This window comes from Plantibacter sp. VKM Ac-2885 (assembly GCF_015351205.1).
Classification (GTDB): Bacteria; Actinomycetota; Actinomycetes; order Actinomycetales; family Microbacteriaceae; genus Plantibacter; species Plantibacter auratus.
The window spans coordinates 176,826-202,644 of the sequence record NZ_JADKSK010000001.1 but is presented as its reverse complement, the minus strand read 5'-3'; the positions used below and the strand labels follow the sequence as shown (position 1 = coordinate 202,644).

At 68.1% G+C, this 25,819-nt stretch carries 26 protein-coding genes and 1 tRNA gene; 11 read left to right on the top strand and 16 right to left on the bottom strand.

Annotated elements, in window-relative coordinates; translation table 11 throughout:
* Positions 1-43: 43 nt before the first annotated feature.
* From manD to ITJ66_RS00985, 4 genes are all read right to left on the bottom strand, one after another.
* Positions 44-1,285 (bottom strand): D-mannonate dehydratase ManD, encoded by a 1,242-nt coding sequence (manD, locus tag ITJ66_RS01000; RefSeq protein WP_079704346.1) that lies wholly within the window; start codon positions 1,283-1,285, stop codon positions 44-46.
* Positions 1,286-1,315: 30 nt separating this feature from the next.
* The gene (locus tag ITJ66_RS00995) at positions 1,316-2,707 is read right to left on the bottom strand and encodes an MFS transporter (protein WP_194642889.1); all 1,392 of its coding nucleotides are present in this window, start codon (positions 2,705-2,707) and stop codon (positions 1,316-1,318) included.
* A 63-nt stretch (positions 2,708-2,770) separates the two neighbouring features.
* Positions 2,771-3,775, bottom strand: coding sequence for an L-idonate 5-dehydrogenase (locus ITJ66_RS00990; RefSeq protein WP_194642887.1), 1,005 nt, complete (start codon positions 3,773-3,775; stop codon positions 2,771-2,773).
* The gene (locus tag ITJ66_RS00985; RefSeq protein WP_194642885.1) at positions 3,772-5,289 is read right to left on the bottom strand and encodes a mannitol dehydrogenase family protein; all 1,518 of its coding nucleotides are present in this window, start codon (positions 5,287-5,289) and stop codon (positions 3,772-3,774) included. Before ITJ66_RS00985 ends, ITJ66_RS00990 begins: the two co-directional genes overlap by 4 nt.
* A 154-nt stretch (positions 5,290-5,443) precedes the next feature.
* On the opposite strand from ITJ66_RS00985, the gene ITJ66_RS00980 reads away from it, so the two are divergent.
* A complete protein-coding gene (locus tag ITJ66_RS00980; RefSeq protein WP_192018862.1) occupies positions 5,444-6,409 on the top strand; it encodes a LacI family DNA-binding transcriptional regulator in 966 nt (321 codons plus the stop codon).
* A gap of 24 nt (positions 6,410-6,433) precedes the next feature.
* Here the strand turns inward: ITJ66_RS00980 and ITJ66_RS00975 are convergent, their stop codons facing one another.
* From ITJ66_RS00975 to ITJ66_RS00955, 5 genes are read right to left on the bottom strand one after another with little or no spacing between them, the layout of a single operon-like run.
* On the bottom strand, positions 6,434-7,207 hold the full coding sequence (locus ITJ66_RS00975) for an ABC transporter permease (protein ID WP_194642883.1): 774 nt from the start codon (positions 7,205-7,207) through the stop codon (positions 6,434-6,436).
* A complete protein-coding gene (locus ITJ66_RS00970) occupies positions 7,204-8,163 on the bottom strand; it encodes an ABC transporter ATP-binding protein (protein WP_194642881.1) in 960 nt (319 codons plus the stop codon). Before ITJ66_RS00970 ends, ITJ66_RS00975 begins: the two co-directional genes overlap by 4 nt.
* Positions 8,160-8,384, bottom strand: a complete 225-nt coding sequence (locus tag ITJ66_RS00965; protein ID WP_079704339.1) for a helix-turn-helix transcriptional regulator — start codon at positions 8,382-8,384, stop codon at positions 8,160-8,162. The genes ITJ66_RS00970 and ITJ66_RS00965 overlap by 4 nt, the downstream gene beginning before the upstream one ends.
* Positions 8,381-8,803: a hypothetical protein gene (locus ITJ66_RS00960; protein ID WP_192018859.1), complete on the bottom strand. Its 423-nt coding sequence runs from the start codon at positions 8,801-8,803 to the stop codon at positions 8,381-8,383. The genes ITJ66_RS00965 and ITJ66_RS00960 overlap by 4 nt, the downstream gene beginning before the upstream one ends.
* Positions 8,800-9,876, bottom strand: coding sequence for an ABC transporter permease (locus tag ITJ66_RS00955; RefSeq protein ID WP_194642879.1), 1,077 nt, complete (start codon positions 9,874-9,876; stop codon positions 8,800-8,802). Before ITJ66_RS00955 ends, ITJ66_RS00960 begins: the two co-directional genes overlap by 4 nt.
* Positions 9,877-9,998: 122 nt before the next feature.
* On the opposite strand from ITJ66_RS00955, the gene ITJ66_RS00950 reads away from it, so the two are divergent.
* Complete coding sequence (locus tag ITJ66_RS00950) at positions 9,999-11,156, top strand: low temperature requirement protein A (protein WP_370582527.1); 1,158 nt, start codon at positions 9,999-10,001, stop codon at positions 11,154-11,156.
* A 118-nt stretch (positions 11,157-11,274) separates the two neighbouring features.
* Here ITJ66_RS00950 and ITJ66_RS00945 read toward each other — a convergent pair whose 3' ends face one another.
* Together ITJ66_RS00945 and ITJ66_RS00940 are read right to left on the bottom strand one after the other, a co-directional pair.
* Positions 11,275-11,952, bottom strand: coding sequence for a hypothetical protein (locus ITJ66_RS00945; protein WP_194642877.1), 678 nt, complete (start codon positions 11,950-11,952; stop codon positions 11,275-11,277).
* Positions 11,953-12,033: 81 nt separating this feature from the next.
* Positions 12,034-12,120, bottom strand: a tRNA-Leu gene (locus ITJ66_RS00940).
* A gap of 238 nt (positions 12,121-12,358) precedes the next feature.
* On the opposite strand from ITJ66_RS00940, the gene ITJ66_RS00935 reads away from it, so the two are divergent.
* The 7 genes from ITJ66_RS00935 (at position 12,359) to pknB (ending at position 21,282) form a co-directional block, all read left to right on the top strand.
* The gene (locus ITJ66_RS00935; protein ID WP_194642875.1) at positions 12,359-13,105 is read left to right on the top strand and encodes a DUF3662 and FHA domain-containing protein; all 747 of its coding nucleotides are present in this window, start codon (positions 12,359-12,361) and stop codon (positions 13,103-13,105) included.
* Entirely contained in the window at positions 13,102-13,638 is a 537-nt protein-coding gene (locus tag ITJ66_RS00930; protein WP_064294019.1) for an FHA domain-containing protein, read from the top strand. The genes ITJ66_RS00935 and ITJ66_RS00930 overlap by 4 nt, the downstream gene beginning before the upstream one ends.
* A gap of 4 nt (positions 13,639-13,642) precedes the next feature.
* Entirely contained in the window at positions 13,643-14,887 is a 1,245-nt protein-coding gene (locus ITJ66_RS00925) for a Stp1/IreP family PP2C-type Ser/Thr phosphatase (protein ID WP_191939956.1), read from the top strand.
* Positions 14,877-16,274, top strand: a complete 1,398-nt coding sequence (locus ITJ66_RS00920) for an FtsW/RodA/SpoVE family cell cycle protein (RefSeq protein ID WP_079704333.1) — start codon at positions 14,877-14,879, stop codon at positions 16,272-16,274. The genes ITJ66_RS00925 and ITJ66_RS00920 overlap by 11 nt, the downstream gene beginning before the upstream one ends.
* On the top strand, positions 16,271-17,746 hold the full coding sequence (locus ITJ66_RS00915; protein WP_071261991.1) for a penicillin-binding protein 2: 1,476 nt from the start codon (positions 16,271-16,273) through the stop codon (positions 17,744-17,746). Before ITJ66_RS00920 ends, ITJ66_RS00915 begins: the two co-directional genes overlap by 4 nt.
* Entirely contained in the window at positions 17,743-19,491 is a 1,749-nt protein-coding gene (locus ITJ66_RS00910) for a protein kinase (RefSeq protein WP_192018855.1), read from the top strand. The genes ITJ66_RS00915 and ITJ66_RS00910 overlap by 4 nt, the downstream gene beginning before the upstream one ends.
* A gap of 99 nt (positions 19,492-19,590) precedes the next feature.
* The gene (pknB, locus tag ITJ66_RS00905) at positions 19,591-21,282 is read left to right on the top strand and encodes a Stk1 family PASTA domain-containing Ser/Thr kinase (protein ID WP_194642874.1); all 1,692 of its coding nucleotides are present in this window, start codon (positions 19,591-19,593) and stop codon (positions 21,280-21,282) included.
* 114 nt (positions 21,283-21,396) lie between these two features.
* On the opposite strand, the gene ITJ66_RS00900 is transcribed toward pknB, so the two are convergent.
* The 3 genes from ITJ66_RS00900 to ITJ66_RS00890 are packed head-to-tail and all read right to left on the bottom strand — an operon-like array spanning position 21,397 to position 22,999.
* Positions 21,397-22,032 carry an aminodeoxychorismate/anthranilate synthase component II gene (locus ITJ66_RS00900; protein WP_194642872.1) on the bottom strand — a complete coding sequence of 212 codons (636 nt, stop codon included), beginning with the start codon at positions 22,030-22,032 and terminating at the stop codon, positions 21,397-21,399.
* A complete protein-coding gene (locus tag ITJ66_RS00895; protein ID WP_162852296.1) occupies positions 22,029-22,190 on the bottom strand; it encodes a hypothetical protein in 162 nt (53 codons plus the stop codon). Before ITJ66_RS00895 ends, ITJ66_RS00900 begins: the two co-directional genes overlap by 4 nt.
* Before the next feature lie 2 nt (positions 22,191-22,192).
* Positions 22,193-22,999, bottom strand: a complete 807-nt coding sequence (locus ITJ66_RS00890; protein ID WP_191939953.1) for a class E sortase — start codon at positions 22,997-22,999, stop codon at positions 22,193-22,195.
* Between the two features lie 78 nt (positions 23,000-23,077).
* Between ITJ66_RS00890 and ITJ66_RS00885 the strand changes: the two genes are divergently transcribed.
* Positions 23,078-23,323, top strand: coding sequence for a cell division protein CrgA (locus ITJ66_RS00885; protein ID WP_064294026.1), 246 nt, complete (start codon positions 23,078-23,080; stop codon positions 23,321-23,323).
* A gap of 381 nt (positions 23,324-23,704) precedes the next feature.
* On the opposite strand, the gene ITJ66_RS00880 is transcribed toward ITJ66_RS00885, so the two are convergent.
* Positions 23,705-24,397: a rhomboid family intramembrane serine protease gene (locus tag ITJ66_RS00880; RefSeq protein WP_228501411.1), complete on the bottom strand. Its 693-nt coding sequence runs from the start codon at positions 24,395-24,397 to the stop codon at positions 23,705-23,707.
* A 165-nt stretch (positions 24,398-24,562) separates the two neighbouring features.
* Entirely contained in the window at positions 24,563-25,120 is a 558-nt protein-coding gene (locus tag ITJ66_RS00875; RefSeq protein ID WP_064294028.1) for a peptidylprolyl isomerase, read from the bottom strand.
* A gap of 104 nt (positions 25,121-25,224) precedes the next feature.
* On the opposite strand from ITJ66_RS00875, the gene ITJ66_RS00870 reads away from it, so the two are divergent.
* Positions 25,225-25,749 carry a hypothetical protein gene (locus ITJ66_RS00870; protein WP_079704327.1) on the top strand — a complete coding sequence of 175 codons (525 nt, stop codon included), beginning with the start codon at positions 25,225-25,227 and terminating at the stop codon, positions 25,747-25,749.
* Positions 25,750-25,819: the final 70 nt, after the last annotated feature.

The following is a 25,819-nucleotide window of genomic DNA, read 5'->3' as shown; positions in this document are numbered from 1 at the left end:
CTATCGTCGGCGCGACCGCCGGCCGATGCTATGCCGCCGCCACTCACCAGTCGTGGACGGTGCCGTCCGTCAGCCGGTTCACCGGCAGGTACGCCTTCGTGTACTCGAACGCCGCAGCCGCGTCCTCGTCGAGTTCGACGCCGAGGCCGGGCTGCTCGCCGGGGTGCAGGAAGCCGTCGTCGAAGGTGAAGGAGGTCTGGAACACCTCGAGGGTCTGCTCGTTGTGCGGCATGTACTCCTGGATCCCGAAGTTGTGGATCGCGAGGTCGAGGTGCAGCGCTGCGGCCATCCCGATGGGCGAGATGTCGGTGGGGCCGTGGATGCCGGAACGGATCCCGTAGATCGCCGCGAAGTCGAGCAGTTTCTTCATCGCCGTGATGCCACCGGTGTGCGTCACCGCCGAGCGGACGTAGTCGATGAGGCGCTCGGTGATGAGGGTCTGGTAGTCGTACACCGAGTTGAAGACCTCGCCGATCGCCAGCGGCGTGGTCGAGTGCTGGCGGACGAGTCGCAGGGCGGTCTGGTCCTCCCCCGGTGTGCAGTCCTCGAGCCAGAAGAGCTTGTACGGCTCGATGTCCTTCGCGAACCGGGCGGCCTCGATCGGCGACATGCGGTGGTGTCCGTCATGCAGGATCCGGAGGCCCGTCCCGAAGTCCTCGCGGATCCGTTCGAAGACGCCCGGCATGTGCGCGAGATAGCCGGCGGTGTCCCAGGACTCCTCGGTCGGTGCCGTGGCCGCCGAGCCGTCCGCCGCGCGCTTCGCCGGCTCGTAGTCGTAGCGGACGCCGGGCCCTGAGGCGGACACCCCGTACACCTGCCCGAGCCCCGGCACACCGGTCTGCACGCGCACCGCGGTGAACCCGAGCTCCTGGTACCCGGTGATCGCGTTGGCGAGCGCCTGGTAGTCCGTCCCCGAGGCGTGGGCGTACGCCCGGATCCCCGACCGACTCGCGCCGCCGAGCAGCTGGTACAACGGCACCCCGGCCTTCTTGGCCTTGATGTCCCAGAGCGCCATGTCCACCGCGGCGATGGCCGCCATCGTGACGGGGCCGCGCCGCCAGTAGGGTCCGCGGTACAGGTACTGCCAGGTGTCCTCGATGCGGTCCTCATCGCGGCCGATCAGCATCGACGCGACGTGGTCGCCGAGGTACGACGCGACAGCGAGCTCGCGCCCGTTGAGGGTCGCGTCGCCCCAGCCCACGACACCGTCGCTGGTGGTGATCTTCAGGGTGACGAAGTTCCGGCCGGGACTCGTGACGATGACGTCCGCGCGTTCGATGCTCATGAGGTTCCTTTCGAGGAGGTCGGATGCCGGTCAGATGGCGTCGCGCGGGTCGGTGAGGTCCCGACCGGCGACCTCCGGCATCCAGATGGACGCGACCAGGGCGCAGAGGGTGAAGACGCCGAGCATGATGATGATCGGGATGAACGAACCGGTGGCGGCGGACACCCAGGCGGCGGCGATGACGGGGCCCGCGCCGGTCGCGACGATCGCCGCGATCTCCCGGGCCATCGCCGTGTAGGTGTAGCGGTTCCGCGCGCCGAAGAGTTCCGGCAGGGTCAGGTTCTCGAGCGACGCGAAGCTCATCACGGCCAGGTTGTGCAGGACGACGTAGCCGACGAACACCTGGACGGTGTCCTTGCTGTGGATCATGAGCATGGTCGGGACGATGATGATGAGCGCGATGATCGCCCACACCATGTACATGCGCTTCCGTCCGTACCGGTCACCGAGCCAGCCGGAGAGCGGCACGGTGATGAAGGCGACGAGCGAGGAGACGATGACGGCGTTGACCCCGATCGACCGGTCCAGCAGCAGGACGACGGTGATGTAGCTGATGAGGTACGTCTGGACGAGTCCCGAGTTGCCGGCCTGACCGAACCGCAGGAGGAGCGCGATGCTGAACGCCTTGATCGGCTTGCGGTTCATGGCCTCGAGGGTGCGGAGGTTGCCGGTCTCGGTCGCGAGGGCGATGGTCTCCTGCTTGGTGAGCGCCTTGCCGTCGACGACGTCGTCGCGCTCCTCGAAGACCGGGCTCTCCTTGAGGTTGAAGCGGACCCAGACCGCGAAGAGCATGATCACGACGCTGCCGATGAAGGGGATGCGCCAGGCCCAGGCGATGACCTCGTCCTCACTGAACGCCAGGAGCAGACCGGCCCACAGCGCGGAGGCGAGCAGGGTGCCGCAGTTGGTCCCGAGCGCCACGAGCGATGCGATGATGCCGCCTCGCTTGGCCGGGGCGTACTCGGCGAGCATGACGCCGGCGCCCGAGATCTCGGCACCGGCTCCGAAGCCCTGCGCGATCCGCAGGAGGACCAGCAGGATCGGCGCGAGGATGCCGACCTGCGAGTAGGTCGGCAGGAAGCCGATGAGCGTCGTCGACAGGCCCATGAGCAGGATCGTGTAGAAGAGGACCTTGGTCCGGCCGGTCTTGTCGCCGAGCCGGGCGAAGAAGAACGCGCCGACCGGACGGGCGACGTAGCCGACCCCGTACGTCGCCATCGCGGCGACGACGGCCATGGCCGGGTCCTCGTTCGAGAAGAAGAGGTCGGCGAACACGAGCGCGGCGGCCAGCGAGTAGAGCTGGTAGTCCATGAACTCGAGCGCGGTGCCGAGCCACCCGGAGATGGCGGCGCGGACGAGGTCGCGGACGGATCGGTTCGCGGTGGGGTCGCCGGTGGCGACGGACGATTTGGGTTCTGACATGAGGTACTCCTTCGGACCTACGGGATGCAGCGGAAGTTGGGGTGGGAGTGTGCGGTGGGTGGCTCAGAAGGCGAGGAGCACCTTCGCCGAGCGGGACGAGTCCCGAGCGACGGCGAAGGCGTCGACCGCCTCCTCGGCTGGGATGACCTGGGTCACGACGGGGTCGAGGAGATCGCCCTCGGCGAGGAACGCGATCGCGTCGTCGATCTCGGTGGAGAAGCGGAACGCGCCGCGGATGGTGAGCTCCTTGGCGAGCATGGGGGCGAGGTTGATCGGGCTGTCGGCGTCGGGGAGCATGCCGACCTGCACGATCGACCCGCCTCGTCTCGCGGCCCGGACCGCCTGGGTCAGGGCGACCGGCGCGCCCGAGCATTCGAAGACGACGTCGTAGGACTCGTCGGCGACGGCGTCGCGACCCACGAGCAGGAGCTCACCGGCTCCGACGGTCGCGGCGCGTTCCAGTGCCTGTTCGCGCATGTCGCTCGCCGCGATCGACGCTGCACCGGTCCGGCCGGCCGCGGCGACCACGAGCAGACCGATGGGCCCGGCACCGATGACGAGGACCCGCGCGCCGCGCACGTCGTCGGCCAGCCCGACCGCGTGCATGGCGACCGCGAGGGGTTCGGCGAGCGCCGCCCGCTCGAGCGGGAGTCCGTCGGGCAGGACGCGCACCATCGAGTGTTCGACGATCAGGTACTCCGAGGCCCCACCCTGTCGGTGCGGGTTCGCCGCGGCGCTCCCGAGGTAGTCGCCGCCGGGCCTCAGGTGTGGGCGGTCCTCGAGCCCCGGCAGGGTCGGGCCGTATCGCGCCGGGTGCACGGTGACCCGGGTGCCGGGGGCGAGCCGACCGGAGGGGTCCACGTCGACGACGGCCGAGAGCTCGTGGCCGGGGGTGAGCGGTTCCCGGATGACGTACTCGCCGTTCGCTCCGTTGAAGTAGTAGTGCAGGTCGGAGCCGCAGATACCGACGTACCGCACTCGGAGGCGGACCTCGCCGTCGCGTGGTTCCGGCGTGGGGGTGTCCTCCCAGCGGATGTCCTCCGCGCCGTGGATCGCGAGCGTCTTCATCGGTGGGCTCCTGTCGTGGTCATGGGTGCCTGCGAGGCGGCGATGCTGTCGCGGATGGCCGCGTCAACGCCGTGTCGACGGATGGTGTCGATCAGTTCGCCGACCCGCGAGATGAAGGTCGGCTGCTCGGCGAGATCCTGCCCGAAGAGGTGCAGCTCGGCGATAACCCGCTGCGCGAGATGCCGACCGTCCGTCGACGTGTCCGCCAGCCGGGTGAGCTCCTCGCGGGCCGGATCGACCATGGCGCGCGCGTGCGGACCGGGGTCGAACCCCGGCATCGGGGCGATGCAGGACAGGTAGGCCGCAACCGTGAGGGCGATGAGGTGCGGAACGGATCCGGCCTCGAGCAGACGGAGTGCGGGTTCCGGGATGCGCTGGCGGAGCTTCACCGATCCGTCGGTGCCCACCTGCGCCGTGCGGTGCCCGAGGGCGTGGTTGGCCCAGCGTTCGAAGAGCTGCCGCTCATACGTGCGGACGTCGACGCCGGACGGGAACCGCACGGACGGTTCGTACTCGTCGCGGAGGATCGCCAGTGCGGCGGATTCGACGGCGGTGTCGGCGATCGACTCCGAGATCGTGGCCACCCCGCGGAGCGCACCGAGGTAGGCGATGAGCGAGTGCGTCCCGTTGAGGAGCCGCACCTTCATCTGCTCGTACGCCCCCACCTCGTCGGTGAACACGGCGCCTCCGGCCTCCCAGGCGGGACGCGCAGCGGCGAAGCGGTCTTCGATCGCCCACATCGTGAACGGTTCGGCGGAGACCGGTGCGTCGTCCCGGACGCCGAGGCGGGCTGCCACGAGCTCGCGCAGTTGCGCGGTCGTCGCCGGGACGATGCGGTCGACCATGCTGGACGGGAAGGCGACCGCGCTGTCGAGGTAGGCGAGTGCTTCCGCGCCCTCGGTGCCGCGCAGTTCGGAGAGGAAGGCTCGGACGAGCGCCTCCGTGCGAGCGCCGTTCTCGCTCAGGTTGTCGCAGCTCAGGATCGTGATCGGGGCGCCGCTGCCGGAAGCCCGCCGCTGCAGACCGCGAGCGAGCTGGCCGATGGTCGTCTGCGGGGCACCTCCCCGGAGGTCGGCTGCGATCAGCGGGTCGTTCAGGTCGAGGAGGCCGGTCGACGGTGAGGCGCTGTAGCCGTGCTCAGTCACGGTCAGCGTGACGACCCGGATGCGGTCGTCCGCGAGGGTACCGACCACGCGCTCCGGATCCTCCGTCGCGACGAACACGTCGGTGTGCACCGCAGGCACGGAGAACGAGGCCCCGGTGGGTGAGATCTCGGCGACCGTGTAGCGGAGATCCTGCGCTTGCATGGCGTCGACGACCGCTCGGGACCGGGATGCGACACCGACGATGCCCCATTCATCGCTGCCCGCGCTGAGCGCAGCCGCCGTGTAGACGGCCTGGTGCGCTCGGTGGAAGTTGCCGAGGCCGAGGTGCAGGATGCCGGCGGCGGACGGTTCCGGGTGCTCCGGACGCGGGCCCGAACCGGCGCCCAGTCGCGGCGGCAGGGCCGTCATCGCCGAGCCTCGGGGCACTGCGTCGTCGGCTGGAGGAGATCCGCGTCGATCATCATGAAAGTGATTCTGAATGGTTTGTACAAAGTTTGTCAAGTAGTTTCATGGCAGCGCGATGCCGCATCATGAGTACACCCGACCCCGCGAAGGATCAACCGTGACCGCCACCCTCACCGATGTCGCCCGTCACGCGGGCGTCTCCATCGCCACCGCGTCGCGGGCGTTCGGCGAGCCGGATCGCCTTGCGAACGCGACGCTCGAGCGGGTCCTCACGGCGGCGGCGGACCTCGGGTACTCGAACCCGAACGGCTCGACGGCGGAGAAGACCTTCGGCGTCATCGTCCCCGACATCGCCAGCCCGGTCTACGCGACACTCCTGAAGGGCGTCCACGCCCAGGCCTGGCAGGGACGCCACCGCCCGGTGTTGTTCGACACCGATGAGGACCTGCATCGGGAGCACGAGCAGCTGGAACTGGCGCGGAAGCTCAACGGGATGCTCCTCTGCTCGCCACGCCTCCCGGACGACGAGATCCGCGCGCTCGTCGGCGACACCCCGGTCGTGGTGGTCAACCGCATCATCGACGGCCTGCCCTACGTCGTGATGGACACCGAGAGCGGGCCACGGCAGGCGGTCGAGCACCTCGCCGCCCTGGGTCACCGACACATCGCCTACGCGGCCGGTCCGAAGCACTCCTGGGCGGACCTCCGCCGTGGCGACGCGGTCGCGGCGGCATGTGCACAGCTCGACATCGAGTTCACCCGCCTGGGCCACCAGGCGGCCTCGATCCAGGGCGGCCTCGCCGCAGCGGCCACGATCGTGGCGAGCGGCGCGACGGCGGTCATCGCCTACAACGACCTCGTCGCCCTCGGCATCGACGCCGGGATCACGTCGATGGGCAAGCGCTGCCCCGAGGACCTCAGCATCATCGGCACCGACGACATCGAGATGGCGTCCATCCGCCAGCCCGGTCTCACCACCGTGCGGCTCGCGATCAACCGGTGCGGGTCGTTGGCGGTCGAGGTGCTGCTCCACGCCATGGCCGGAGGGTCGCCCCGTTCGGTCGCGAGTCTCGACTCGCAGCTCATCGTGCGCGACTCGACGGCACCCCCGCGCCGGGCCTGAAGCGACGGACGGCAGCTTCGCCGATCAGCCGGCGTCCCATCGGTGGAGCCGGGCGGCCGCGAGACCCGACACGAGCGCGCACGCCGCCATCAGGCTCCAGACCACCGCGAGCGGTACGGGCTGAGGGCCTTGGGAGATGGTCGCCTCGAGCGCGCCGACGATCCAGGTCGTGGGCAGGAGCCGGAAGAGACCGGCGACCCACTCCGGAAGGAACGCGAGCGGGAAGAGGGCCCCGGACGTGGCCAGAGCGAGCATCGGCAGCAGGTACGCGAGTTGCATGGCGATGTCCGGGTTCGACAGCCGGGCGGCGAGGAGATAGCCGAAGCCGAGCAGCATCGCGCCGCCGAGCAGCATCGTGACGGCGACCGCGACGAGATCGGAGAGCGGACGGGTCGGCACCGTCCAAGCGGCCAGGGCGAGGATCACCGCGGCCTCGCCGACGACCATCCCCACACGGATCGGCAGGTGTCCGAGCAGGTACGCGTCGCGTCGGGCCGGCGAGGTCGACAGCGCCCGCAGCAGGCCGGTGCTGCGATGCCGGACCAGCGGGACCGTGGTGAGCATGAACGCAATCGCCATCAAGCCCGTGCTCGAAACGAGCGGGAGGCCTCGCTCCAGCACGCCGGCCGGGGTGCCGGACGCCGTCGCCACGAGGGCGTCCACACCCCAGAGCAGTCCGATCAAGGCCAGGAAACTCGCCACGAGCGCGATGATCGAGCGCGGGTCCCGGACGAGGTCACGCGCGTGAGCCGCGGCGAAGCTCCGGACCTGCGCTGGGAACGCATGCGTCGCACTCATGGGCTGTGGGCCCGGTCGCCCTCGGCTGCAGACGTCGGCCGATTCGCGAGATCGACGAAGAGATCCTCGAGTGACCCGTGGGCCACTCGGAACCCGCGCGGTCTGAGACCGGTGGAGAAGGTGAGTCGGCGCAGCACGGCGTCAGGGTCGTCGGTCACGATCCCGACCAGGCTGACGGCGCCCTTCGCCGTCACGGTGATCTCGCCGGGGATGTCGTGCGAACGCAACTCGTCCGCGGTGGTCCGGCCGGGGACTTCGAAGGTCACCGTGGCCGTCGCGGCGTGTTCCCGGACCAGGGTCTCCGGCTCCCCCGAGGCGGCGATCGAGCCGTCCACGAGGACGGCGATCCGGTCGCAGACCTGGGTGGCCTCGTCCATGTGGTGCGTCGAGAGCAGGATCGTGGTCCCGCGTTCCTGCTGGCGCCGAATGATGCTCCAGAGGTTCCGTCGGGCCTGCGGGTCGAGTCCGGCCGACGGCTCGTCGAGGACGACGATCTCGGGATTGCCGATCAACGCGATGGCGATCAGCAGGCGACGCTCCTGGCCGCCTGAGAGGTGCTTGACGCGCACGCGCCGTGCCTCCCCCAGGTCGAGCTCGTCCAAGACCTCCTCGGGGCGCCGCACGTCGCGGTAGAACGACGCGAAGAGGTCGAGCGTCTCCGCGACCGTCAGCGTCGGGAACAGGGTGGCGGCCTGCGGCTGCACCGCCATCCGCTCGGTCACGTATCGGCGGTCGATCGACGGGTCTCGTCCGAGCACCCGGACGGTTCCGTCGGTGGGACGGAGGAGTCCGACGATGGTCTCGAGCGTGGTGGTCTTCCCGGCGCCGTTCGGTCCCAGCAGTCCGAACACCTCGCCCGCGTGGACCCGGAGGGAGACGTCGCGCAGGACGCTCCGGTCGCCGTAGCGCTTGCTGAGCCGGTCGACGGTGACGACCACTCGGTCCGATCCGTTCATCGTCGTCCTCCAGACGGCGGGGCATCGTGTTCACCCGGGAAGAAGATCTCCTCGATCGGGCGGGAGAGCAGTGCGGAGACCCGGAACGCCAACGGCAGGGAGGGGTCGTAGCGCCCGGTCTCGAGTGCGTTCACCGTCTGCCTGGAGACGCCGAGTGCCTCAGCGAACTGGACCTGGGTCCACCCGCGTTCGGTGCGCAGGGCGCGGACGTCGTTCTTCATCGGGTGGCCCGGAAGGAGACGACACCGATGGTCACGCCCCAGACCGCCATCCCGCCGATGAACACCCACCATTCCGGCTGGGGGACGACGACACCGGCGGTCGACAGGAACACGACCGCGAGGCTGATCAGCATCGCCGCGCCGAACCCGATGGCGAGACTCAGCACGATCACTCCGCGCTGCAGTTCGTCGACACGGCGCACGTGCCGGATGAGGGCGATCACGATCCACACCACCGGCACGAGCGGGACGAGTGCGACCGCGACGGCTGCGGGCGATCCCGGCTCGGTGGGGAACAGCTCCGGCAGGAAGAGGAACGTCACGAGGAACCCGACGGCACCGGCCGCGATCTCCCACATGTATCTGCGGGACGCACGACGCTCCTGCGGCGTCGATCCCCGTGTCGTGTGTTCGTTCATGCTGCCACCTCTCGTTGCGTGTCGGACATCGTGGTCGTCCACCCATCGCGCTCGGACTGATCCCACTCGAACCACCGCACGGCGAGCACGCCTGCTGCGACGGTGACGAGCGACATGAGCCCCCAGAGCGCGGGGACGGGGAGGAACGGTTCGGCCCCGGTCAGTGAGGCACTCGCGGCGGCGACGAACCAGGTGGTCGGCAGGCAGTTCATGGCGACCTGCACGGCGGCGGGGAGGATGGACTGCGGCAGGAGCCCGCCCGACGCGAACACGAGCCCGATCGTCACCATCACCATCGTCTGTTGTGTCGCCTCGGCGTTCCGCGATCGGGCGGCGAACACCAGCGCCAGAGCGAACAGCATCGCCGCTCCGAGGAGGAACGAGACCCCCAGGGCCAGGAGGTCCACGCCGTCGACGTACCTGCGCCAGACTGCGATCCCGGTCGTCAGCACCAGGATCCCCACCGCCACCAGCGCGCGCAAGGGGAGCTGGGCGAGGAGGAAGGTCGACCGGCGGAGCGGCGTCACGCCGAGCAGCCGGAGCAGCCCGCGCTCCCGCATCGCCACGAGTGGGACGGTCGTCCCGATGAACGCCAGGCTCGCGACCCCGACCAGGACCACGATGCCGAGGTTCTCCTGGAGCGGGTCGATCTTCACATCGCCCTCGTCGTCCGTCACCGTCACCCCGTGGGCCGGGACGCCTGCGTCGCGCAGCCCTCGCCAGATCGGGTCCCACGCAGCCTGGTCCGCGGCGTCGAGCACGACCAGGGCGCGCCCCTCGTGCACGGTCACCCGCGTGTTCCGATCGGGAGCGCCGTCGGCGACCACCCGCACACCGGCCCGTTCCAGCGCCGACGAGACTCCCGGGTCGTCCGTGTCCAGCGCGACGACCGGAGCAGGGCCCAGGACGACGAACGCGAGCCACATGGAGACGTAGATCACGAGGATGATGCCGGTCATGAACCACATCGAGATCCCGGTGAGCGGGCTCCGGAGCACGTCGCGAGCGCTCATCGACGCCAGCCGCCGGAACGCGGCGCCACCGCGTCGGGCCGACGTGTCGTCCGCCGTCATCGTCGGCGCACCTGGACGATCGGGGTCGAAATGACAAGGAAACCTGACATACGTCAAGCATGCTTGTCATCCGGTGATGTGTCAAGCTTCCTTGGCAACGACAGGCACGGCAGGATGGGATCGTGCTGAACCGACTGGGTCTCCTCCGTATGACCGGCCGCGACCCCGGTGAGGGGCACCGGGTGGCGAGCCCGTTGGAGCTGCTCTTCGATCTCGTCTTCGTCGTCGCCGTGTCCCAGGCCTCGCAGAACCTCCACCACGGGATCGTCGAGGGCCACGCGGCGGAGACGACCGTCTCCTACGCGATGATCTTCTTCGCCATCTGGTGGGCGTGGATGAACTTCACCTGGTTCGCCTCCGCCTTCGACACCGACGACTGGCTGTACCGCCTCACGACGATCGTCCAGATGGCAGGTGTCCTCGTCCTCGCCGCCGGGGTGCACGATGCGATGGTCGACGGCCAGTGGGCGATCATCACCGTGGGATACGTGATCATGCGATTGGCGATGGTGGCGCAGTGGGTGCGCCTCGCGATCTCGGATCCCGAGCAACGGGCGGTCGCGCTCCGATTCGCCATCGGCATCAGCCTCGTCCAGGTGCTCTGGGTCGCCCGTCTCGCCCTGCCCGTCGAGGGGCAGTTCTGGACCTTCTGGCCAGCCATGCTGCTGGAGGTCCTCGTACCGGTGTGGGCCGAACGCATCCACCGCACCCCCTGGCATCCGCATCACGTCGCGGAGCGATACGGGCTGTTCACCCTCATCCTGCTGGGCGAGAGCCTGCTGGGGTCGGCGAACGCCATCATCGACGCGGCCAACAGCGACGAGCGGATCGATGGGCTCGTCGGCCTGGCCGTCGCCGGCATCGTCCTCGCAGCCGGCATGTGGTGGATCTACTTCAGCCGGGAGCAGGGCGATCGGCTGACCTCGTCACGCGAGGGGTTCGCCTTCGGGTACGCCCACTACGTCGTCTTCGCCGCCGCCGGTGCCGTCTCGGCGGGCATCGAGGTGGAGCTCGACCTCCTGACCCACGCGGGCGAGCACCTCACCGCGTCCGACGCGTCGTTCGCGCTGACCGTCCCCGTGTCGGTGTTCATGGTCGCGGTGTGGGTCGTCCTCCTGCGCGACAGGATCTCGACGACGGCCTCGGTCCTCTTCCTCCTGGCCGCCGCAGCCGTGCTCGCATCTGCGGCAGCGCCGATCGTGACCGTCCTCGGGACAGCAGCCGCCGTCGGGCTCGCCGTCCTCGTCCTGGAGGTGCAGCGCATCCGCGGGCGTCGGTGACGCCGCCATGCATCAGCAGCAGTCGGATCCTGACCTTCGGGACGTCTTCACTGCACGTTCGAAGCGGCTGCACGGAGCACTTCACGTCGCCGAACCGGGCACGTGACGGACTGACCGGTCACCGCCGTGGGCGGGCGTGACCACCTTTGGCCAGATCCATGTACCAGTTGTAGAGCGAGGACCGCTCCGCCACGAGCTCGAGGTACACCTGCCGCGCGCGTTCATCGTCCGCCACGAGGAGGTAGCGCTCATCGTCGAGGATTCCTCCGACACCGGCGGTCGTCGTCTCATAGGCGTACTGCTCCTCGATCGACGTCATCGCCCGCAGTTCGTCGAGGTACCCGACGAGGACCGGAAGATAGGCGCCCTGCGCGATCCGCCAGGCGGCCTTCTCCTGCGCGCGCCGGAAGCAGATCGCCAGATCACGCGGGAGCGCGCGCGCGAGTGGTTCAGGATCCCCCGCCGTGCCGGGCGCCGCGCCGAACGCCCTGACGAAGTCGACCCGCAGCGAGTTGCCAAAGGTGCTGAACGCCGCAAGATCTCGGGTCGACTCGGCCGAGATGACGAGGGTGTAGCCGTCGTGGTAGCTCGACGGACGGTGTGAACTGCGGCGATCCGGCACCGCGAGCGGAGCGTTCACCCACTCGCGGACGATCGCCGACGTGCGGTCGCGATCGTCGATGTGCGTCTCGGCGCTGCTGAACGCCGACGAGTAGTCCGCCAGCAACTCCAGCAGCACTCGACCGTCGTGCAACATCGTGATCGCGATGCTCACCGGCTTGCGGAGGGTCTCCATGTCGACACGGTAGCGGTCGCGGCCCGCCACCGGGAACGACGAAGGCCCCCGATTCCTCGGGGGCCTTCGTGTCACATCCACTGGTGCGCGAGGCGGGACTTGAACCCGCACGCCCTTTCGAGCACTGGCACCTGAAGCCAGCGCGTCTGCCAATTCCGCCACTCGCGCGAGACACCAGACGTCACCGCTCTCGCGGCAACTTATCGAGGATAGCACGCGGAGCCCGGGTGGCAGAACACCGGAGATCCGCGCCAGAGCAGGACGAAACGGCCCCGACGGTCCGGTGTCGATGCTGATCTCCTGCTGCCGAGCGGGTGAACACCTGGCGTCGGCGCCCGCGTCGATTGGCCTCGTGTGCAGGCAAACCGTCTAACATTGCCTGGACACCGACACGAATCGAGAGACCGTGGGCATTCTGGACAACTTCGAGAAGGGACTCGAGCGCGCCGTCAACGGCGCCTTCGCGAAGACCTTCAAGTCCGGACTCCAGCCGGTCGAGATCACGAGCGCGCTCCGACGCGAGCTCGACACCAAGGCCGCCGTCGTCTCCCGCGACCGCATCCTCGTGCCGAACAAGTTCACCGTCCGCATGTCGCTCACCGACTTCGAGCGCATGGACGCCATCGGCCCCTCCCTCATCGACGAACTCGGTTCGCTCGTCCAGAAGCACGCCAAGAGCCAGGGGTACTCCTTTCCGGGTGCCGTGACCATCAAACTCTCCGGCGACCGCTCCCTCCCCGACGGCCTCGTCCAGATCGACAGTGTCAACCTCAAGGGCTCTGTCACCTGGGCACCCGTGCTCGACATCGGCGGCAAGCGCTACCCGATCACGCAGGCCCGCACGGTCATCGGCCGCGGTACCGAGGCCGACATCACGATCCCCGACACCGGCACCTCGCGGAAGCACGTCGAGATCCTCTGGGACGGCAACGCCGGTCAGGCGCGCGACCTCGGCTCGACGAATGGCTCGAAGCTCAACGGCCAGCCCTTCCGCCAGGCGGCCCTCTCCCCCGACTCCGTCATCGAGATCGGCCGCACCAGGATCGTGTTCCGGGTGGTCGCCAAGGCCGGCGGATCCGATCGCCAGATGAGCGACGCGACCCGACGTCACGATGTGTCGTCGTTCGGCGACTCGTGGGGGGACGGCGCGTGAGCGAACTGACCCTGCTGGTCCTCCGCATCGGCTTCCTGCTCCTGCTCTGGACGTTCGTCTTCGGCATCGTCTACGCCCTCCGCACCGACCTCTTCGGACCGCGCGTCCGGAAGCCGCAGCAGCAGTCGTCGAACGGAGCTCCGGCCACCCCACCGCAGCCGATGCGCGCCGCGACCGCCCCGGCCCCCAGTCGGCCCGCTGCCGGTGGATCGAGCGGCACGCCTCCGCGCGCCACGGTTGACAACACCTCGCGCCTCGTCATCGTGTCCGGCCCCAAGCAGGGCACCGAGCTCCCGCTCGGCCGCGAGCCGATCACCATCGGTCGTTCAGCGGACTCCGGCCTCATCATCCGCGACGACTACACGTCCACGCATCACGCACGCCTCATGCTCTGGAACGACGAGTGGATGGTCCAGGACCTGGATTCCACCAACGGCACCTTCCTCGCAGGCAAGCGCGTGAGCGTCCCGACGCAGATCCCACTCGACACCCCCGTCAAGGTCGGCCAGACCAGTTTCGAGTTGCGGCGGTAACCCGGTGACGACCAGCGGCGCCGGCGCAGCGCTCTCCCACGTGGGTAAAGTGCGCTCAAACAACCAGGATTCCGGATACTCCGGGCATCACCTGTTCGTCGTCGCCGACGGCATGGGTGGCCACGCCGGCGGTGACGTCGCCTCGGCGATGGCACTCAACCGCATCATCGAGGCCGACGAACCGTATCCGTCCTCCGAAGCCGCTGAGGCGACGCTCCAGTCCGCGATCCTCGCGGCGAACTCCATCCTGGGCGACACGGTCTCGAAGCACCGCGAGCTGACGGGCATGGGCACCACGGTCTCCGCGCTCGCGGTCATCGGCAACGAGGTCGCCATCGCCCACATCGGCGACTCCCGCATCTACCTCTTCCGTGAGGGCGAGCTCAGTCAGATCACGGTCGACCACACCTTCGTCCAGCGCCTCGTGGACTCCGGCCGGATCACGGCCGAGGAAGCGATGGTCCATCCCCGCCGATCGGTGCTGATGCGCGTCCTCGGCGACGTCGACGCCTCCCCCGAGATCGACACGATGACGCTCGGGACGCAGCCGGGTGACCGCTGGATCCTCTGCTCGGACGGTCTGTCGGGCGTGGTCGACGAGACGCACATCACCGCGACCCTCACCGAGCAGCTGTCGGCGCAGCGCACTGCCGAGAAGCTCGTCCGGCAGAGCCTCGACCGCGGTGCACCGGACAACGTCACCGTCGTGGTCGTCGACATCGTCGACGAGCCGGTGAGTGACGGTGAGCCCGTCGTCGTCGGTTCGGCCTCGAAGCCGGTGGCCTTCGCGCTCACCCCGTCGGTGAAGAAGCCGTCACTCATCCCCAACAGCTGGCTGCACCCGGGGCGGGTCACCTCGCTCGGCAACTCGCACTTCGAGCCCGCCTCCGAGGACTACCTCGACGAGCTCATCGAGGAGGACGAGCGTCGCGCGAGACGTCGGCGCATCACCTGGCTCGTCGGCCTCATCGTGGTCATCGTCGCGATCGTCGGCGGTGTCGTGCTCGGGTACGCGTGGACCCAGACCCGCTACTTCGTGGGAGGCGACACGGACACCGTGGTCATCTACCAGGGCATCCAGCAGGACGTCGGCCCCATCAAGCTCTCGAACGTCAAGGAGGACACCGGCATCCCGCTCGGCTCGCTCTCCGACTTCGACCGCCAGGCCGTCGACCAGACCATCAGCGCGTCCTCGTTCACCGAGGCCCTCGACATCGTGAAGCGATTGCGGGTGACCGATGACCAGTGACGTCGCAGCCCCCATCCAAGCCGACACCGGCGTCATCAAGACGATGCGCCGACTCCGGCTGCCGAAGAAGCTCCGCAACCTCGAGCTCGCGCTGCTCATCTTCGCGTTCGCCATCAACGCCGTCGCGGTCATGCTCGTGCAGCTCGGCGCCCTCGGACACCTCGATTTCGCCCTGATCACCTTCGGCTCGGGCCTGTCACTCCTGGTCCTCGCCTTCCACATCGTGCTGCGCTACACCGCGGCGGAGGCCGACCCCTTCCTGTTGCCGATCGCCACCGTGCTCGGCGGCGTCGGCATCGCTGAGATCTACCGGATCGACATCGCCCTCGGCGACTCCGGTTGGGCGAGCGCCGCGGTCCGACAGATGGTGTGGAGTGCGATCGCGATCGCCGGGGCCATCGCCGTGGTCCTGATCATCCGCAACCACCGCGTGCTCTTCAAGTACACGTACATCGCCGGCCTCTTCGCCTTCGTCCTCCTCCTGCTGCCCCTGCTGCCGGGCATCGGTCGCGAGGTCAACGGAGCCCGCGTCTGGATCGGCATCGGCGACGCGGTCACCTTCCAGCCCGGCGAGATCGCGAAGATCGCTCTCGCGGTGTTCTTCGCCGGCTATCTCGTGCGCACGCGAGACAGCCTCTCGATGGTCGGCAAGAAGTTCCTCGGGATCCAGTTCCCCCGTCTGCGCGACCTCGGCCCGATCCTCGTGGTGTGGGCGATGGCGATGGGCGTGATCGTCTTCCAGCGCGACCTCGGAACCGGTCTGCTCTACTTCGGCATGTTCCTCGTCATGCTGTACGTCGCGACGAGCCGTGCCAGCTGGATCATCATCGGGCTGACGATGTTCTTCGCCGGTGCGTTCATCGCCGGCCAGACCCTCTCCTACGTCGCCGGTCGGTTCCACAACTGGTGGGACGCCTTCAACCCCGAGGTCTTCGACCGCGACGGCGGCAGCTACCAGCTCGTGCAGGGCATCTTCGGCCTCGCGCACGGCGGACTGCTCGGCACCGGGCTGGGCCAGGGCATGCCCGAGATCACCCCCGTCCCCCAGAGCGACTACATCATCGCCAGCCTCGGTGAGGAGCTCGGTCTCGCCGGTCTCTTCGCGATCTTCGCGCTCTACCTGCTGCTCGTCTCGCGGGGCTTCCGAGTCGGCTACGCCGGCACCGACGACTTCGGCAAGCTCCTCTCGATCGGCCTGGCGTTCACCGTCGCGTTGCAGGTCTTCGTTGTCGTCGGCGGCGTGACCCGCATCATCCCGCTCACGGGGCTCACCACACCCTTCCTGGCGGCCGGCGGGTCGTCGCTCGTCGCGAACTGGATCATCATCGCCGTCCTGCTCCGCATCTCCGACACGGTCCGAACCCAACCCAAGGCGGTGGTCTCATGAATCGCGAACTCAAGCGGGTGAGCATCGTCGTCCTGGCGATGTTCCTGGCGCTCTTCGGGTCGACCACCATCATCCAGATGTTCCAGGCCGACACCCTCAACGCCGACGGTCGCAACACCCGGACGCTCTACGACAGCTACCGGACGGAGCGGGGGCCCATCCTGCTCACGGACGGCACCGCCATCGCTTCGTCGGTCGCGAGCGACGACGAGTACAAGTACCAGCGCGTCTATGCCAACGGCCCGCTGTACGCGCCCGTCACCGGCTACTTCTCGCCCACCCAGGGCTCGTCCGGTCTCGAACTCGCGACGAACGACCTCCTCAGCGGCACGTCGAACTCCCAGTTCCTCGACTCCATCAACCGGCTCATCTCCGGTCAGGCCCCGAAGGGTGCCGCGGTCGAGGTCACCTTGGACCCCGTCGTTCAGCAGGCCGCCTTCGACGCACTCGGCGACCAGGAGGGCGCGATCGTCGCCATCGAGCCGAAGACGGGCAAGATCCTCGCCTCGGTGTCGAGCCCCGGCTACGACCCGAACGTCCTGGCCAGCCACGACAACGCGGCCGTGCTCGACGCCTATCGGACCCTCGACGACGACGACCGCCAGCCGCTCCTCAACAAGGGCGTCGACGGCGACCTCGATCCGCCCGGTTCCACGTTCAAGCTCGTCACCGCGGCCGCCGCGTTCGCCTCGGGCGACTACACGCCGGAGTCGGAGTTCCCGAACCCCTCCACCTACACGCTGCCCGGGACGAGCACCGTCATCCGCAACTCCGAGGGCGGAAGCTGCGGCGGCGGGGCGACGGTGTCCATCGCGACGGCCGTCGAGCTCAGCTGCAACATCCCGCTCGCGGAGCTCGGCGTCGAACTCGGCTACGAGAAGATCCGCGACATGGCGCAGAGCTTCGGCTTCAACATGGACGTCAACATCACCGGAACGGGACTCAACCCCATGCCGATGCAGCCGAGCACCTTCCCGAACGCGCTGAGCGACGACCAGACCGCCATGGCCGCCTTCGGGCAGTACACCGTGCGGGCCTCGGCACTCCAGATGGCCATGGTCTCGGCCGGCATCGCGAACGGCGGCATCGTCTGCAACCCGCAGCTGGTGAACCGCGTCGTGAACCCTGATCTGAGCGTCCTCAAGGAGTTCGAACCGGCGCAGCTGTCGCAGCCGATCTCGAGCTCGGTGGCCAAGGAGATCACGGACATCATGGTCCAGGGCGTCCAGAGCGGTGCTGCGACTAATGCAAGAATAGATGGGGTCGATGTGGCTGGAAAGACAGGCACGGCACAGAACGGATCCGACGATCCGTACACGCTGTGGTTCACCGGTTTCGCGCCTGCGGACGACCCGAAGGTCGCCGTGGCGGTCGTTGTTGAAGATGGCGGTGGACTCGGACAGGACGGTTACGGCAACCTCGTGGCCGCTCCGATCGCGAAGAAAGTACTAGAGGCGGTGCTGAACAAATGAGACCGACAGCCGGGCTGACCTTCGGAGGTCGCTACGAACTGCAATCTCGCATTGCGATCGGTGGCATGGGCGAGGTGTGGCAGGCCACTGACCTGGTCATCGGCCGGACCATCGCCATCAAGATCCTCAAGGACGAGTACATGGGGGACCCCGGGTTCCTCGAGCGGTTCCGTGCCGAGGCACGGCACGCCGCACTCGTGAACCACGAGGGCATCGCCAACGTCTTCGACTACGGCGAGGAGGACGGCAGCGCGTTCCTCGTCATGGAACTCGTGCCCGGTGAGGCCCTGTCCACCGTGCTCGAGCGCGAGCGTGTCCTGCCCACCGACAAGGTGCTCGACATCGTCGCGCAGACCTCGTCCGCGCTCCAGGCCGCGCACGCTGCAGGCCTCGTCCACCGCGACATCAAGCCGGGCAACCTGCTCATCACGCCGGACGGCCGCGTCAAGATCACCGACTTCGGCATCGCCCGAATCGCCGACCAGGTGCCGCTCACGGCCACCGGTCAGGTCATGGGCACCGTGCAGTACCTCTCGCCCGAGCAGGCGAGCGGACACCCCGCCTCGCCGTCGACGGACATCTACTCGCTCGGCATCGTCGCGTACGAATGTCTCGCCGGACGCCGTCCGTTCACGGGAGAGTCGCAGGTCGCCATCGCGATGGCGCAGATCAACGAGCAGCCGCCGGAGCTCCCCGTCACGATCGCCGAGCCGGTCCGCCGGTTCGTCATGTCGATGATCGCGAAGAACCCGGTCGACCGTCCGGCATCCTCCGCCCACGTCGCGCGCGCCGCTCAGGCGCTCCGTCGAGGCGACCTCAACGCCGCGGCCGCAGCCGTCCCGATGATCCTCGGTGGTGCTGGCGACGCCGCGACCACCGTCATGGACCAGACCCGCCGGATGCCCGCAGCCGACGACGCGACCACGCAGTTGCTGTCCGCCGCCGAGGCGGACCAGCTCGAGGACGACGTCGAGGGCGAGGGCGAGAAGAAGAAGCGCAGCAAGTGGACCTGGCCGCTCATCGGTCTGGTCGCGTTGCTCGTCATCGTGCTGGTCGGTTCGCTGATCGCCGTGTTCGCCAACCAGGGCAACGATGCCGGGGGCACCACGCCCCCGCCGACGACGTCCGCGGCGCCGAAGCCGACGAAGACCCCGACGCCCACACCGACGCCCACACCCACGGTGTTCCCGATCAACCTGAGCGACCTCCAGGGCAGGTCCTTCGACGAACTCAACACGATCTTCAGCGCGCCGCCGTACAACTTCAGCGTGTCGAAGAACGTCGGCAATGCCGCGACCTCGCCGGAGCAGGTCAACACGGTGTACGACGTCAACCCGACGGGTAACGTGAAGACCGGGTCGGCTATCACCCTCACCGTGTACGGGGAGATCGCGGTCATCGACCCGCCCACGGAGGCGCCGAAGTTCGACCAGTCCGTCCTCAACGACGCCGGTCAGCTCGAGATCCCGAAGGATGCCGCGTCGACGACGATCCGTGTCGACTGGCTCGCGGTGCAGAACGCCTGCCCGAGCGGAACCGACTTCCTGGGCTACACCGTGACGGTCACCGGCGGAACGTTCCAGAACAACACCTCGGGTGAGTTCGACGCCAACACCACGTTCGGTACGGTCACCGTGGACACCCCCGGATCCCTGTCGGCGACGTACGCGGTACGGTGCAGTACAGGCACATCGTCGGGTTCCCCCGCACCGTCGCCCATCACCGTCGTCAAGGCGACTTCCTAGTACCGCTTCGAGTGCTCTCAGGGGCATCCCTGAGAGCACTCGAAGCGTGCCCGGGTAAGCTGTTAGTGTTTGTCCTCCAAGCGAATTCAGGGGTGGTACGTGGCTGACGATCAACGCCTGCTCGCAGGCCGATACGTCGTCGGCGACCTCATCGGTCGCGGGGGCATGTCCAACGTCTTCCGCGGCGTCGACACCAAGCTCGGTCGCACCGTCGCCATCAAGGTCCTGAAGTCCACGCTCGCCACCGACCCCGCATTCCGCTCCCGTTTCCGTCAGGAGGCGCAGGCCGCCTCACGGATGGCGCACCCCACGATCGTCCGCGTCTACGACGCCGGCGAGGAGCGGGTGAAGGACGGCTCCGGTCACGACCTCATCGAGCCCTTCATCGTCATGGAGTACGTCGAAGGGCGCATGCTGAAGGACCTCATCGCCGAGGGCCCCGTCGAGTCCGAGGAGGCGGTGCGCATCGCGCACAGCATCCTCACCGCGCTGGAATACTCCCACCGAGCCGGCGTCGTGCACCGCGACATCAAGCCGGGCAACGTCATGATCACCACGGCCGGCGACGTCAAGGTAACCGACTTCGGCATCGCGCGCGCCGTCTCCGATTCGTCCACGACGGTCGCCCAGACGACCGCCATCCTCGGCACGGCCGCGTACTTCTCGCCCGAGCAGGCCAAGGGCGAGACGGTCGACGCCCGGACCGACCTCTACTCCACCGGCGTGGTCCTCTTCGAGATGCTGACGGGCAAGGCGCCCTTCCGCGGCGACACCGCCGTCGCGGTCGCGTACCAGCACGTGAGCGAGCGCCCGGTGAAACCGAGCTCGATCAACCCGAAGGTGTCGCCGGCACTCGACCAGGTCGTCCTCCGAGCCCTCGCGAAGGATCGCTTCGAGCGGTACCAGAGCGCCGTCGAGTTCCGCGAGGACCTCGACGAAGCCGGAGCCGGCCATGTCCCGGTCCGACGCGACGACCACGACTCGCTGTTCGGCCCATCTCCGACGGCGGCGTCCAGCACCGAGCAGGCGATCCGTCAGCTCACCTCTGACGACACCGTGACGCGTACTCAGCGCCGGCCACCGGTCGTGTGGATCTGGGCTGCCATCGCCGGTATCGCCGTCATCCTGTTCTCACTCGTGTTCTGGGTGGTGCAGCTCCCGCCCGCGACAAGCATCTCCACGGACTCCCGAGAGGTGCCGGATCTCGTCGACGCCACGTGGGAGAGCGCGAACAGCACGATCGAGCAGCTCGAGCTCGTCCCCACCAAGTTCGACGAAGCGAGCAGCGACTACGATGCCGGGCACGTCATCCGCACCGACCCGCCAGGCGGCACCACGGTCACGAAGAACACGCAGATCAAGGTCTACGTGTCGACCGGTCGCGCTCAGGTCGAGGTACCCGACGTCACCAACCAATCCTCCGAGGCCGCGTGGGCCGCGGTCACCGCTGCCGGCCTCACCCAAGGCTCCGTGACCCGCGAGAACTCGCCGACCGTGCCGGCAGGTGTCGTGCTGCGGATGGATCCCGGAGCGGGTACCTCCGTCGACCAGGGGTCCACGGTGAACCTCGTCGTCTCCAGCGGGAACGTCACGCTGACGGACGTCGTCGGGCAGCCACTCCTCGACGCGACGAACTACCTGCAGGATTCGACGAGGCAGTTCACCGTGCAGCCGCAGGCCGACGCGACGTGCAAGGCCGTCGCCGGCGACCCGGTGACGGCCATGTCACCCGCACCGGGCGACATCCCGCAGAAGTCGGTCATCACACTCACCTACTGCACCGGTCCATAGGCCCCGCTGGTTCCTGAGCCTGTCGAAGAGCGGTCCCTGCGCACGCTCACCGCTCCCTGAGCAGGCTCTCCGGTCCCTGAGCCAGCTCTCCGGTCCCTGAGCCTGTCGAAGGGCCTACCGGGTCATGAGCGGACTGAGCCCTCGTGCCCGCTGATGCGCACCGGTGAGCCCGGCCGTCTCGAGCCAGTTCGCCAGGAGCTGGTAGCCGCCCTCGGAGAGCACCGACTCCGGATGGAACTGCACACCGTGGATCGGGGCGTCACGATGGCGGAGGCCCATGATGACGCCGCCGGTCGTCCGGCTCGTCACGACGAGCTCCTCGGGAACGCTGCCGTCGACGACGGCCAGCGAGTGGTACCGGGTGGCGTTGAACTGCTGCGGGATCCCGCGGTAGAGGGCACTACCGTCGTGTTCCACGAGCGAGCTCTGCCCGTGCATCAGCTCGTCGGCGGTGTGCACGGTCGCTCCGAACGCCTCGGCGATCGCCTGGTGGCCGAGGCACACCCCGAGGAGCGGTGTCCCGGTGCGGCACGCGGCGCGCACGGTGGCCAGCGAGATCCCGGCGTCAGCGGGCCGGCCGGGTCCGGGCGAGACGAGCACGCCGTCGAACTCGAGGATCCGCCGCTCGAGGTCGTCGAGCGCGATGCCGTCGTTCTGCACCACAAGGGTCTCTGCGCCCAGTTGTTCGACGTACCCGTTCAGCGTGTAGACGAAGCTGTCGTAGTTGTCGATGACCAGGACTCGGGTCATTCGTCGCCGACGGTCACATTCTGATCGACGATGAACGAGTCCACGTAGGGGAACACCCAGGTGAAGAGTGCGGCCACGACCGCCACGAACAGGACGACGAGGATGATGATCCTCAGCCAGACGGGTCCGGGCAGGACCCTCCAGAGTGCGCCGTACATCGTCAGCCTCCAGCGGCCGCGACGGACGCGGCGATCTCGGCGGGCGGCCCGGCGGACAGCGGCTGCCAGGACTCGTACACCGCGTAAGCGATACTGCGTTCCGCTGTCGAATAGAGCGGGTTGCAGGTGGTCAGGGTGAGGATGCGCTGCGTGGGTGCGACGCCGTCGACCTGTGGGACGGGATTGAGGACGTCCACCTGGGTGGGCAACACGTAGGTGATGTTCCGGAACACGTAGGTGTAATAGCCGTCGGCCGTCTGGACGTAGACCTTGTCGCCGATCTGCAGGTCACTGATCAGGGTCATCGCGCCGCCGTAAGCCTTGCGGTGACCGGCGACGACGAAGTTGCCGACCTCTCCGGGCATCTGGGTGCTCGGGTAGTGACCGACGCCGAGGTCGAAGCTGTTGAGGACGGTCGCGGTGTCGACACCCTCGGCGACCACGCGGCGGTAGTCGGCACCGTACCGCGGCACGTAGAGCACAGCGAACGGGTCGCCCGGCGCGGGCCGGGCGGTCACGGGCGGCTCACCGTAGTTCGGCGCGCCGGTCGCATCGACGGTCGGTTCGGGCGCCGGAGCGCTCTCGGCGTTCTTGATCCACTCCTGCGACTGGTTCGACGCGGCGTTCGCCTGGCTGCCGGCCATGATCATGTCGTTCCACCAGAGCTGCCAGGCGAGGAACAGCAGGACCACCATGCCCGCGGTGATGAGCAGCTCCCCGGCCACCCCGAAGACGCTGATCCGGTGCTTCGACGGCGCTCTGCGCTCAGCGGCGCGTGCGCTCGCTCGCGAAGGTAGGTCGTCGGTCACGCATGGATTCTACCGAGAAGAACTCGGGATCGGCTGATCCCCAAGGCACCGATTGGGGTGAACAGGTAGAATGTCGGCATGGCACGCACGAAGTCACGAAGCAAACCGTCCCGCGAACCCGAGCAGACGAGCGGCGAACCCGCACCGAACGCGGTCTGGTTCAAGCCGGTCATGTTCGGCTTCATGCTCCTCGGCCTCGCCTGGATCGTCGTCTACTACCTGAGCGGCACGCTGCTCCCGATCCAGTCGCTCGGCCCATGGAACATCCTCGTCGGCTTCGGGATCGCCTTCATCGGCTTCCTCATGACCACCAGGTGGCGCTAGCCTCTCTCACTTCACGTCGTGCACAGCGGGTCGTCCTCTCGGACGGCCCGCTGTTTCGTTGTACTCGGGATCCGGCGTATCGAGTTCTCCACAGGAATGTGGAGAACTTCCGAGTTATCCACATGCCGGTGTGGAGAACCGCAGGGAGTCCCGGAAACACGGGGAACCACACCGGTGTAATTATCCCCAGTGTTCATAACTCTGTGGATAACTCGAGAAACCTTCAACGTCTGCTGCACGGTTGTGGCGCGCCGCCGGGCGCACCACTGGTCGACGCGGGTCACCGGGCAGTACCCGGTCACGGATTCGAGCCCGGTCACCGAGCCAAACCCGGTCACTGAGCCAAACCCGGTCACTGAGCCTGTCGAAGTGCGGTCCCGCTCAGAGGAGGGCGGGCAGCAGGCTGGCACCCACGAGGACGACGCTCAAGGCGCCGATCAGGACCGCCTGGAGCGGCTGCTGCGTGCGCTTGCGGGTGTTGACGAGGATGAGGCCGACGAGGGCGCCTCCGACGAGCCCGCCCAGGTGGGCCTGCCAGGCGATGTTCACGCCGGGGATGAAACCGATGACGAGGTTGATGCCCAGGAGCACCAGCAGCCCGCGGGTGTCGGCACCCATGCGTCGCTGGATGACGAGGAACGCCCCGAGGAGACCGAAGATCGCGCCCGAGGCGCCGACGACGGCCGTCCTCGGGTCGGCGAGGAACAGGACACCGACCGAACCGGCGAACCCGGCGACCAGGTAGAGGGCGAGGAACCGCCAGTGCCCGAGCATCGTCTCGAGGATCCGGCCGAAGATCCAGAGCGTGTACATGTTCAGCAGGATGTGGAAGATGAACCCCTGCGAGTGCACGAACACGGCGGTCAGCATCCGCCAGGGCTGGAAGGCGCCGTACGACGGATCGGAGTACACGCCGGCGTAGAGGAGCGCGTTCGTGACGCCGAGCCCGGGGATCCACTGCAACAGGAACACGAACGCCGTCACGGCGATGATCGCGTACGTGACGATGGGGGAGGAGTTGCTGATCCTCGCGCCGAGGCGGTTGCGAGGGGCGCTCTGTCGTTGCGCCTTCATGTCCTCCGGACAGATGAAACCGACTGCCCCGGGCGTCTGGCATTCTCCACAGATCGTCCGACCGCAACGCTGGCAGAGCACGAAGCTCTGTCGGTCGGGGTGGCGATAGCAGAAGTTGGCCGACGGATCCCGGGGCAGGGTCACGGTCTGTCCTCCGAGCGGGGCCTAGGCCTCGGAGATGGTGACGCTCTCGAGGACGACGGGCTCGATCGGCTTGTCGCCGGCACCGGTCGGCACGGCCTGGATGGCGTCGACGACCGCGCGGGACTCGGCGTCGGCGACCTCACCGAAGATGGTGTGCTTGCCCTGGAGCCACTGCGTGGGAACGGTGGTGATGAAGAACTGCGAACCGTTCGTGCCCTCGACGGCGCCCGTGATGGCGTTGCGGCGCTTGCCGGCGTTCGCCATGGCGAGGATGTAGGGCTCGTCGAAGTTGAGCTCCGGGTGGATCTCGTCGTCGAAGTTGTAGCCCGGGCCACCGGTGCCGGTTCCGAGCGGGTCGCCGCCCTGGATCATGAAGGCCGGGATGATGCGGTGGAAGATGAGGTCGCTGTACAGCGCGTCGTTCCGGGTCTGGCCCGTCTTCGAGTCCGTCCACTCGCGCCCGCCGGTCGCCAGGTCGGTGAAGTTCTTGACCGTCTTGGGAGCGTGGTCCCCGAAGAGGTTGACCTTGATCTCACCGTGGTTGGTGTGCAACGTGGCGACTGCGGTGTGCTTTGACATACTCCCAATTCTTGCACAAGGGTTCGGGACTCTCGGATGGTATCCAGGGGTCTAAGTGGCAAGATGGAGGTTACGTTGTTGCCGCGATCATTGGAGATGACCACATGAGCCTGTCACGCAAGCGCCGGAAAGAGCTCAAGAAGCTCAAGGGTTCCGCTGCCGACCTCTGGGACTCCCAGCAGGATGTTCTGAACCACGCCAACGAAGTCGCTCGTGAGGTGAGCCGTCAGCTCGGGAACTTCTCGAAGGAGCAGGTGGTCCCCGTCGTGCGCGACACCTACGAGCACCGCGTCGTCCCGACGGTCGACCGGGGGATCAAGGTCTCCCGCAACGCCGTCGACGGCGTGCGCAAGGGCATCTCGGATGGCGTCGTCCCCGCTGTCGGTGGCGTCGTCGGTACGGTGCTGAGCATCGGCGACATCGCCAAGGACACCCGCGTGCAGGCGGCCCTCCGTCGCCTCCACGTCCCCGAGCAGGTGCTGCCCGCCAAGAAGGGCGCGAGCGCCGGTACCGTCATCGCGATCGGCCTCGGCGTCCTCGCCGCTGCCGGTGTCGCCTACGCCGTCTGGCAGACGTTCCGCGCAGACGACGAGCTGTGGGTCTCCGACGAGGAGCCTGCCGCTTCCTGATCTCGCTTCGCACGACGCAGCCCCTCGCCGGTTCCGACCGGGGAGGGGCTTCGTGTTGTGACGGCTGTGC

What these genes read in the sequence shown, in the direction of transcription:
- ITJ66_RS00955 (WP_194642879.1), bottom strand. Translation starts at nt 9,876, where the DNA reads ATGACGGCGGACGACACGTCGGCCCGACGCGGTGGCGCCGCGTTCCGG.
- ITJ66_RS00870 (WP_079704327.1), top strand. Translation starts at nt 25,225, where the DNA reads ATGAGCCTGTCACGCAAGCGCCGGAAAGAGCTCAAGAAGCTCAAGGGT.
- ITJ66_RS00900 (WP_194642872.1), bottom strand. Translation starts at nt 22,032, where the DNA reads ATGACCCGAGTCCTGGTCATCGACAACTACGACAGCTTCGTCTACACG.
- ITJ66_RS00970 (WP_194642881.1), bottom strand. Translation starts at nt 8,163, where the DNA reads ATGAACGGATCGGACCGAGTGGTCGTCACCGTCGACCGGCTCAGCAAG.
- ITJ66_RS00945 (WP_194642877.1), bottom strand. Translation starts at nt 11,952, where the DNA reads ATGGAGACCCTCCGCAAGCCGGTGAGCATCGCGATCACGATGTTGCAC.
- ITJ66_RS00880 (WP_228501411.1), bottom strand. Translation starts at nt 24,397, where the DNA reads ATGAAGGCGCAACGACAGAGCGCCCCTCGCAACCGCCTCGGCGCGAGG.
- ITJ66_RS00995 (WP_194642889.1), bottom strand. Translation starts at nt 2,707, where the DNA reads ATGTCAGAACCCAAATCGTCCGTCGCCACCGGCGACCCCACCGCGAAC.
- ITJ66_RS00885 (WP_064294026.1), top strand. Translation starts at nt 23,078, where the DNA reads ATGGCACGCACGAAGTCACGAAGCAAACCGTCCCGCGAACCCGAGCAG.
- ITJ66_RS00960 (WP_192018859.1), bottom strand. Translation starts at nt 8,803, where the DNA reads ATGAACGAACACACGACACGGGGATCGACGCCGCAGGAGCGTCGTGCG.
- ITJ66_RS00985 (WP_194642885.1), bottom strand. Translation starts at nt 5,289, where the DNA reads ATGACGGCCCTGCCGCCGCGACTGGGCGCCGGTTCGGGCCCGCGTCCG.
- ITJ66_RS00875 (WP_064294028.1), bottom strand. Translation starts at nt 25,120, where the DNA reads ATGTCAAAGCACACCGCAGTCGCCACGTTGCACACCAACCACGGTGAG.
- ITJ66_RS00895 (WP_162852296.1), bottom strand. Translation starts at nt 22,190, where the DNA reads ATGTACGGCGCACTCTGGAGGGTCCTGCCCGGACCCGTCTGGCTGAGG.
- ITJ66_RS00920 (WP_079704333.1), top strand. Translation starts at nt 14,877, where the DNA reads ATGACCAGTGACGTCGCAGCCCCCATCCAAGCCGACACCGGCGTCATC.
- manD (WP_079704346.1), bottom strand. Translation starts at nt 1,285, where the DNA reads ATGAGCATCGAACGCGCGGACGTCATCGTCACGAGTCCCGGCCGGAAC.
- ITJ66_RS00915 (WP_071261991.1), top strand. Translation starts at nt 16,271, where the DNA reads ATGAATCGCGAACTCAAGCGGGTGAGCATCGTCGTCCTGGCGATGTTC.
- ITJ66_RS00975 (WP_194642883.1), bottom strand. Translation starts at nt 7,207, where the DNA reads ATGAGTGCGACGCATGCGTTCCCAGCGCAGGTCCGGAGCTTCGCCGCG.
- ITJ66_RS00965 (WP_079704339.1), bottom strand. Translation starts at nt 8,384, where the DNA reads ATGAAGAACGACGTCCGCGCCCTGCGCACCGAACGCGGGTGGACCCAG.
- ITJ66_RS00910 (WP_192018855.1), top strand. Translation starts at nt 17,743, where the DNA reads ATGAGACCGACAGCCGGGCTGACCTTCGGAGGTCGCTACGAACTGCAA.
- ITJ66_RS00990 (WP_194642887.1), bottom strand. Translation starts at nt 3,775, where the DNA reads ATGAAGACGCTCGCGATCCACGGCGCGGAGGACATCCGCTGGGAGGAC.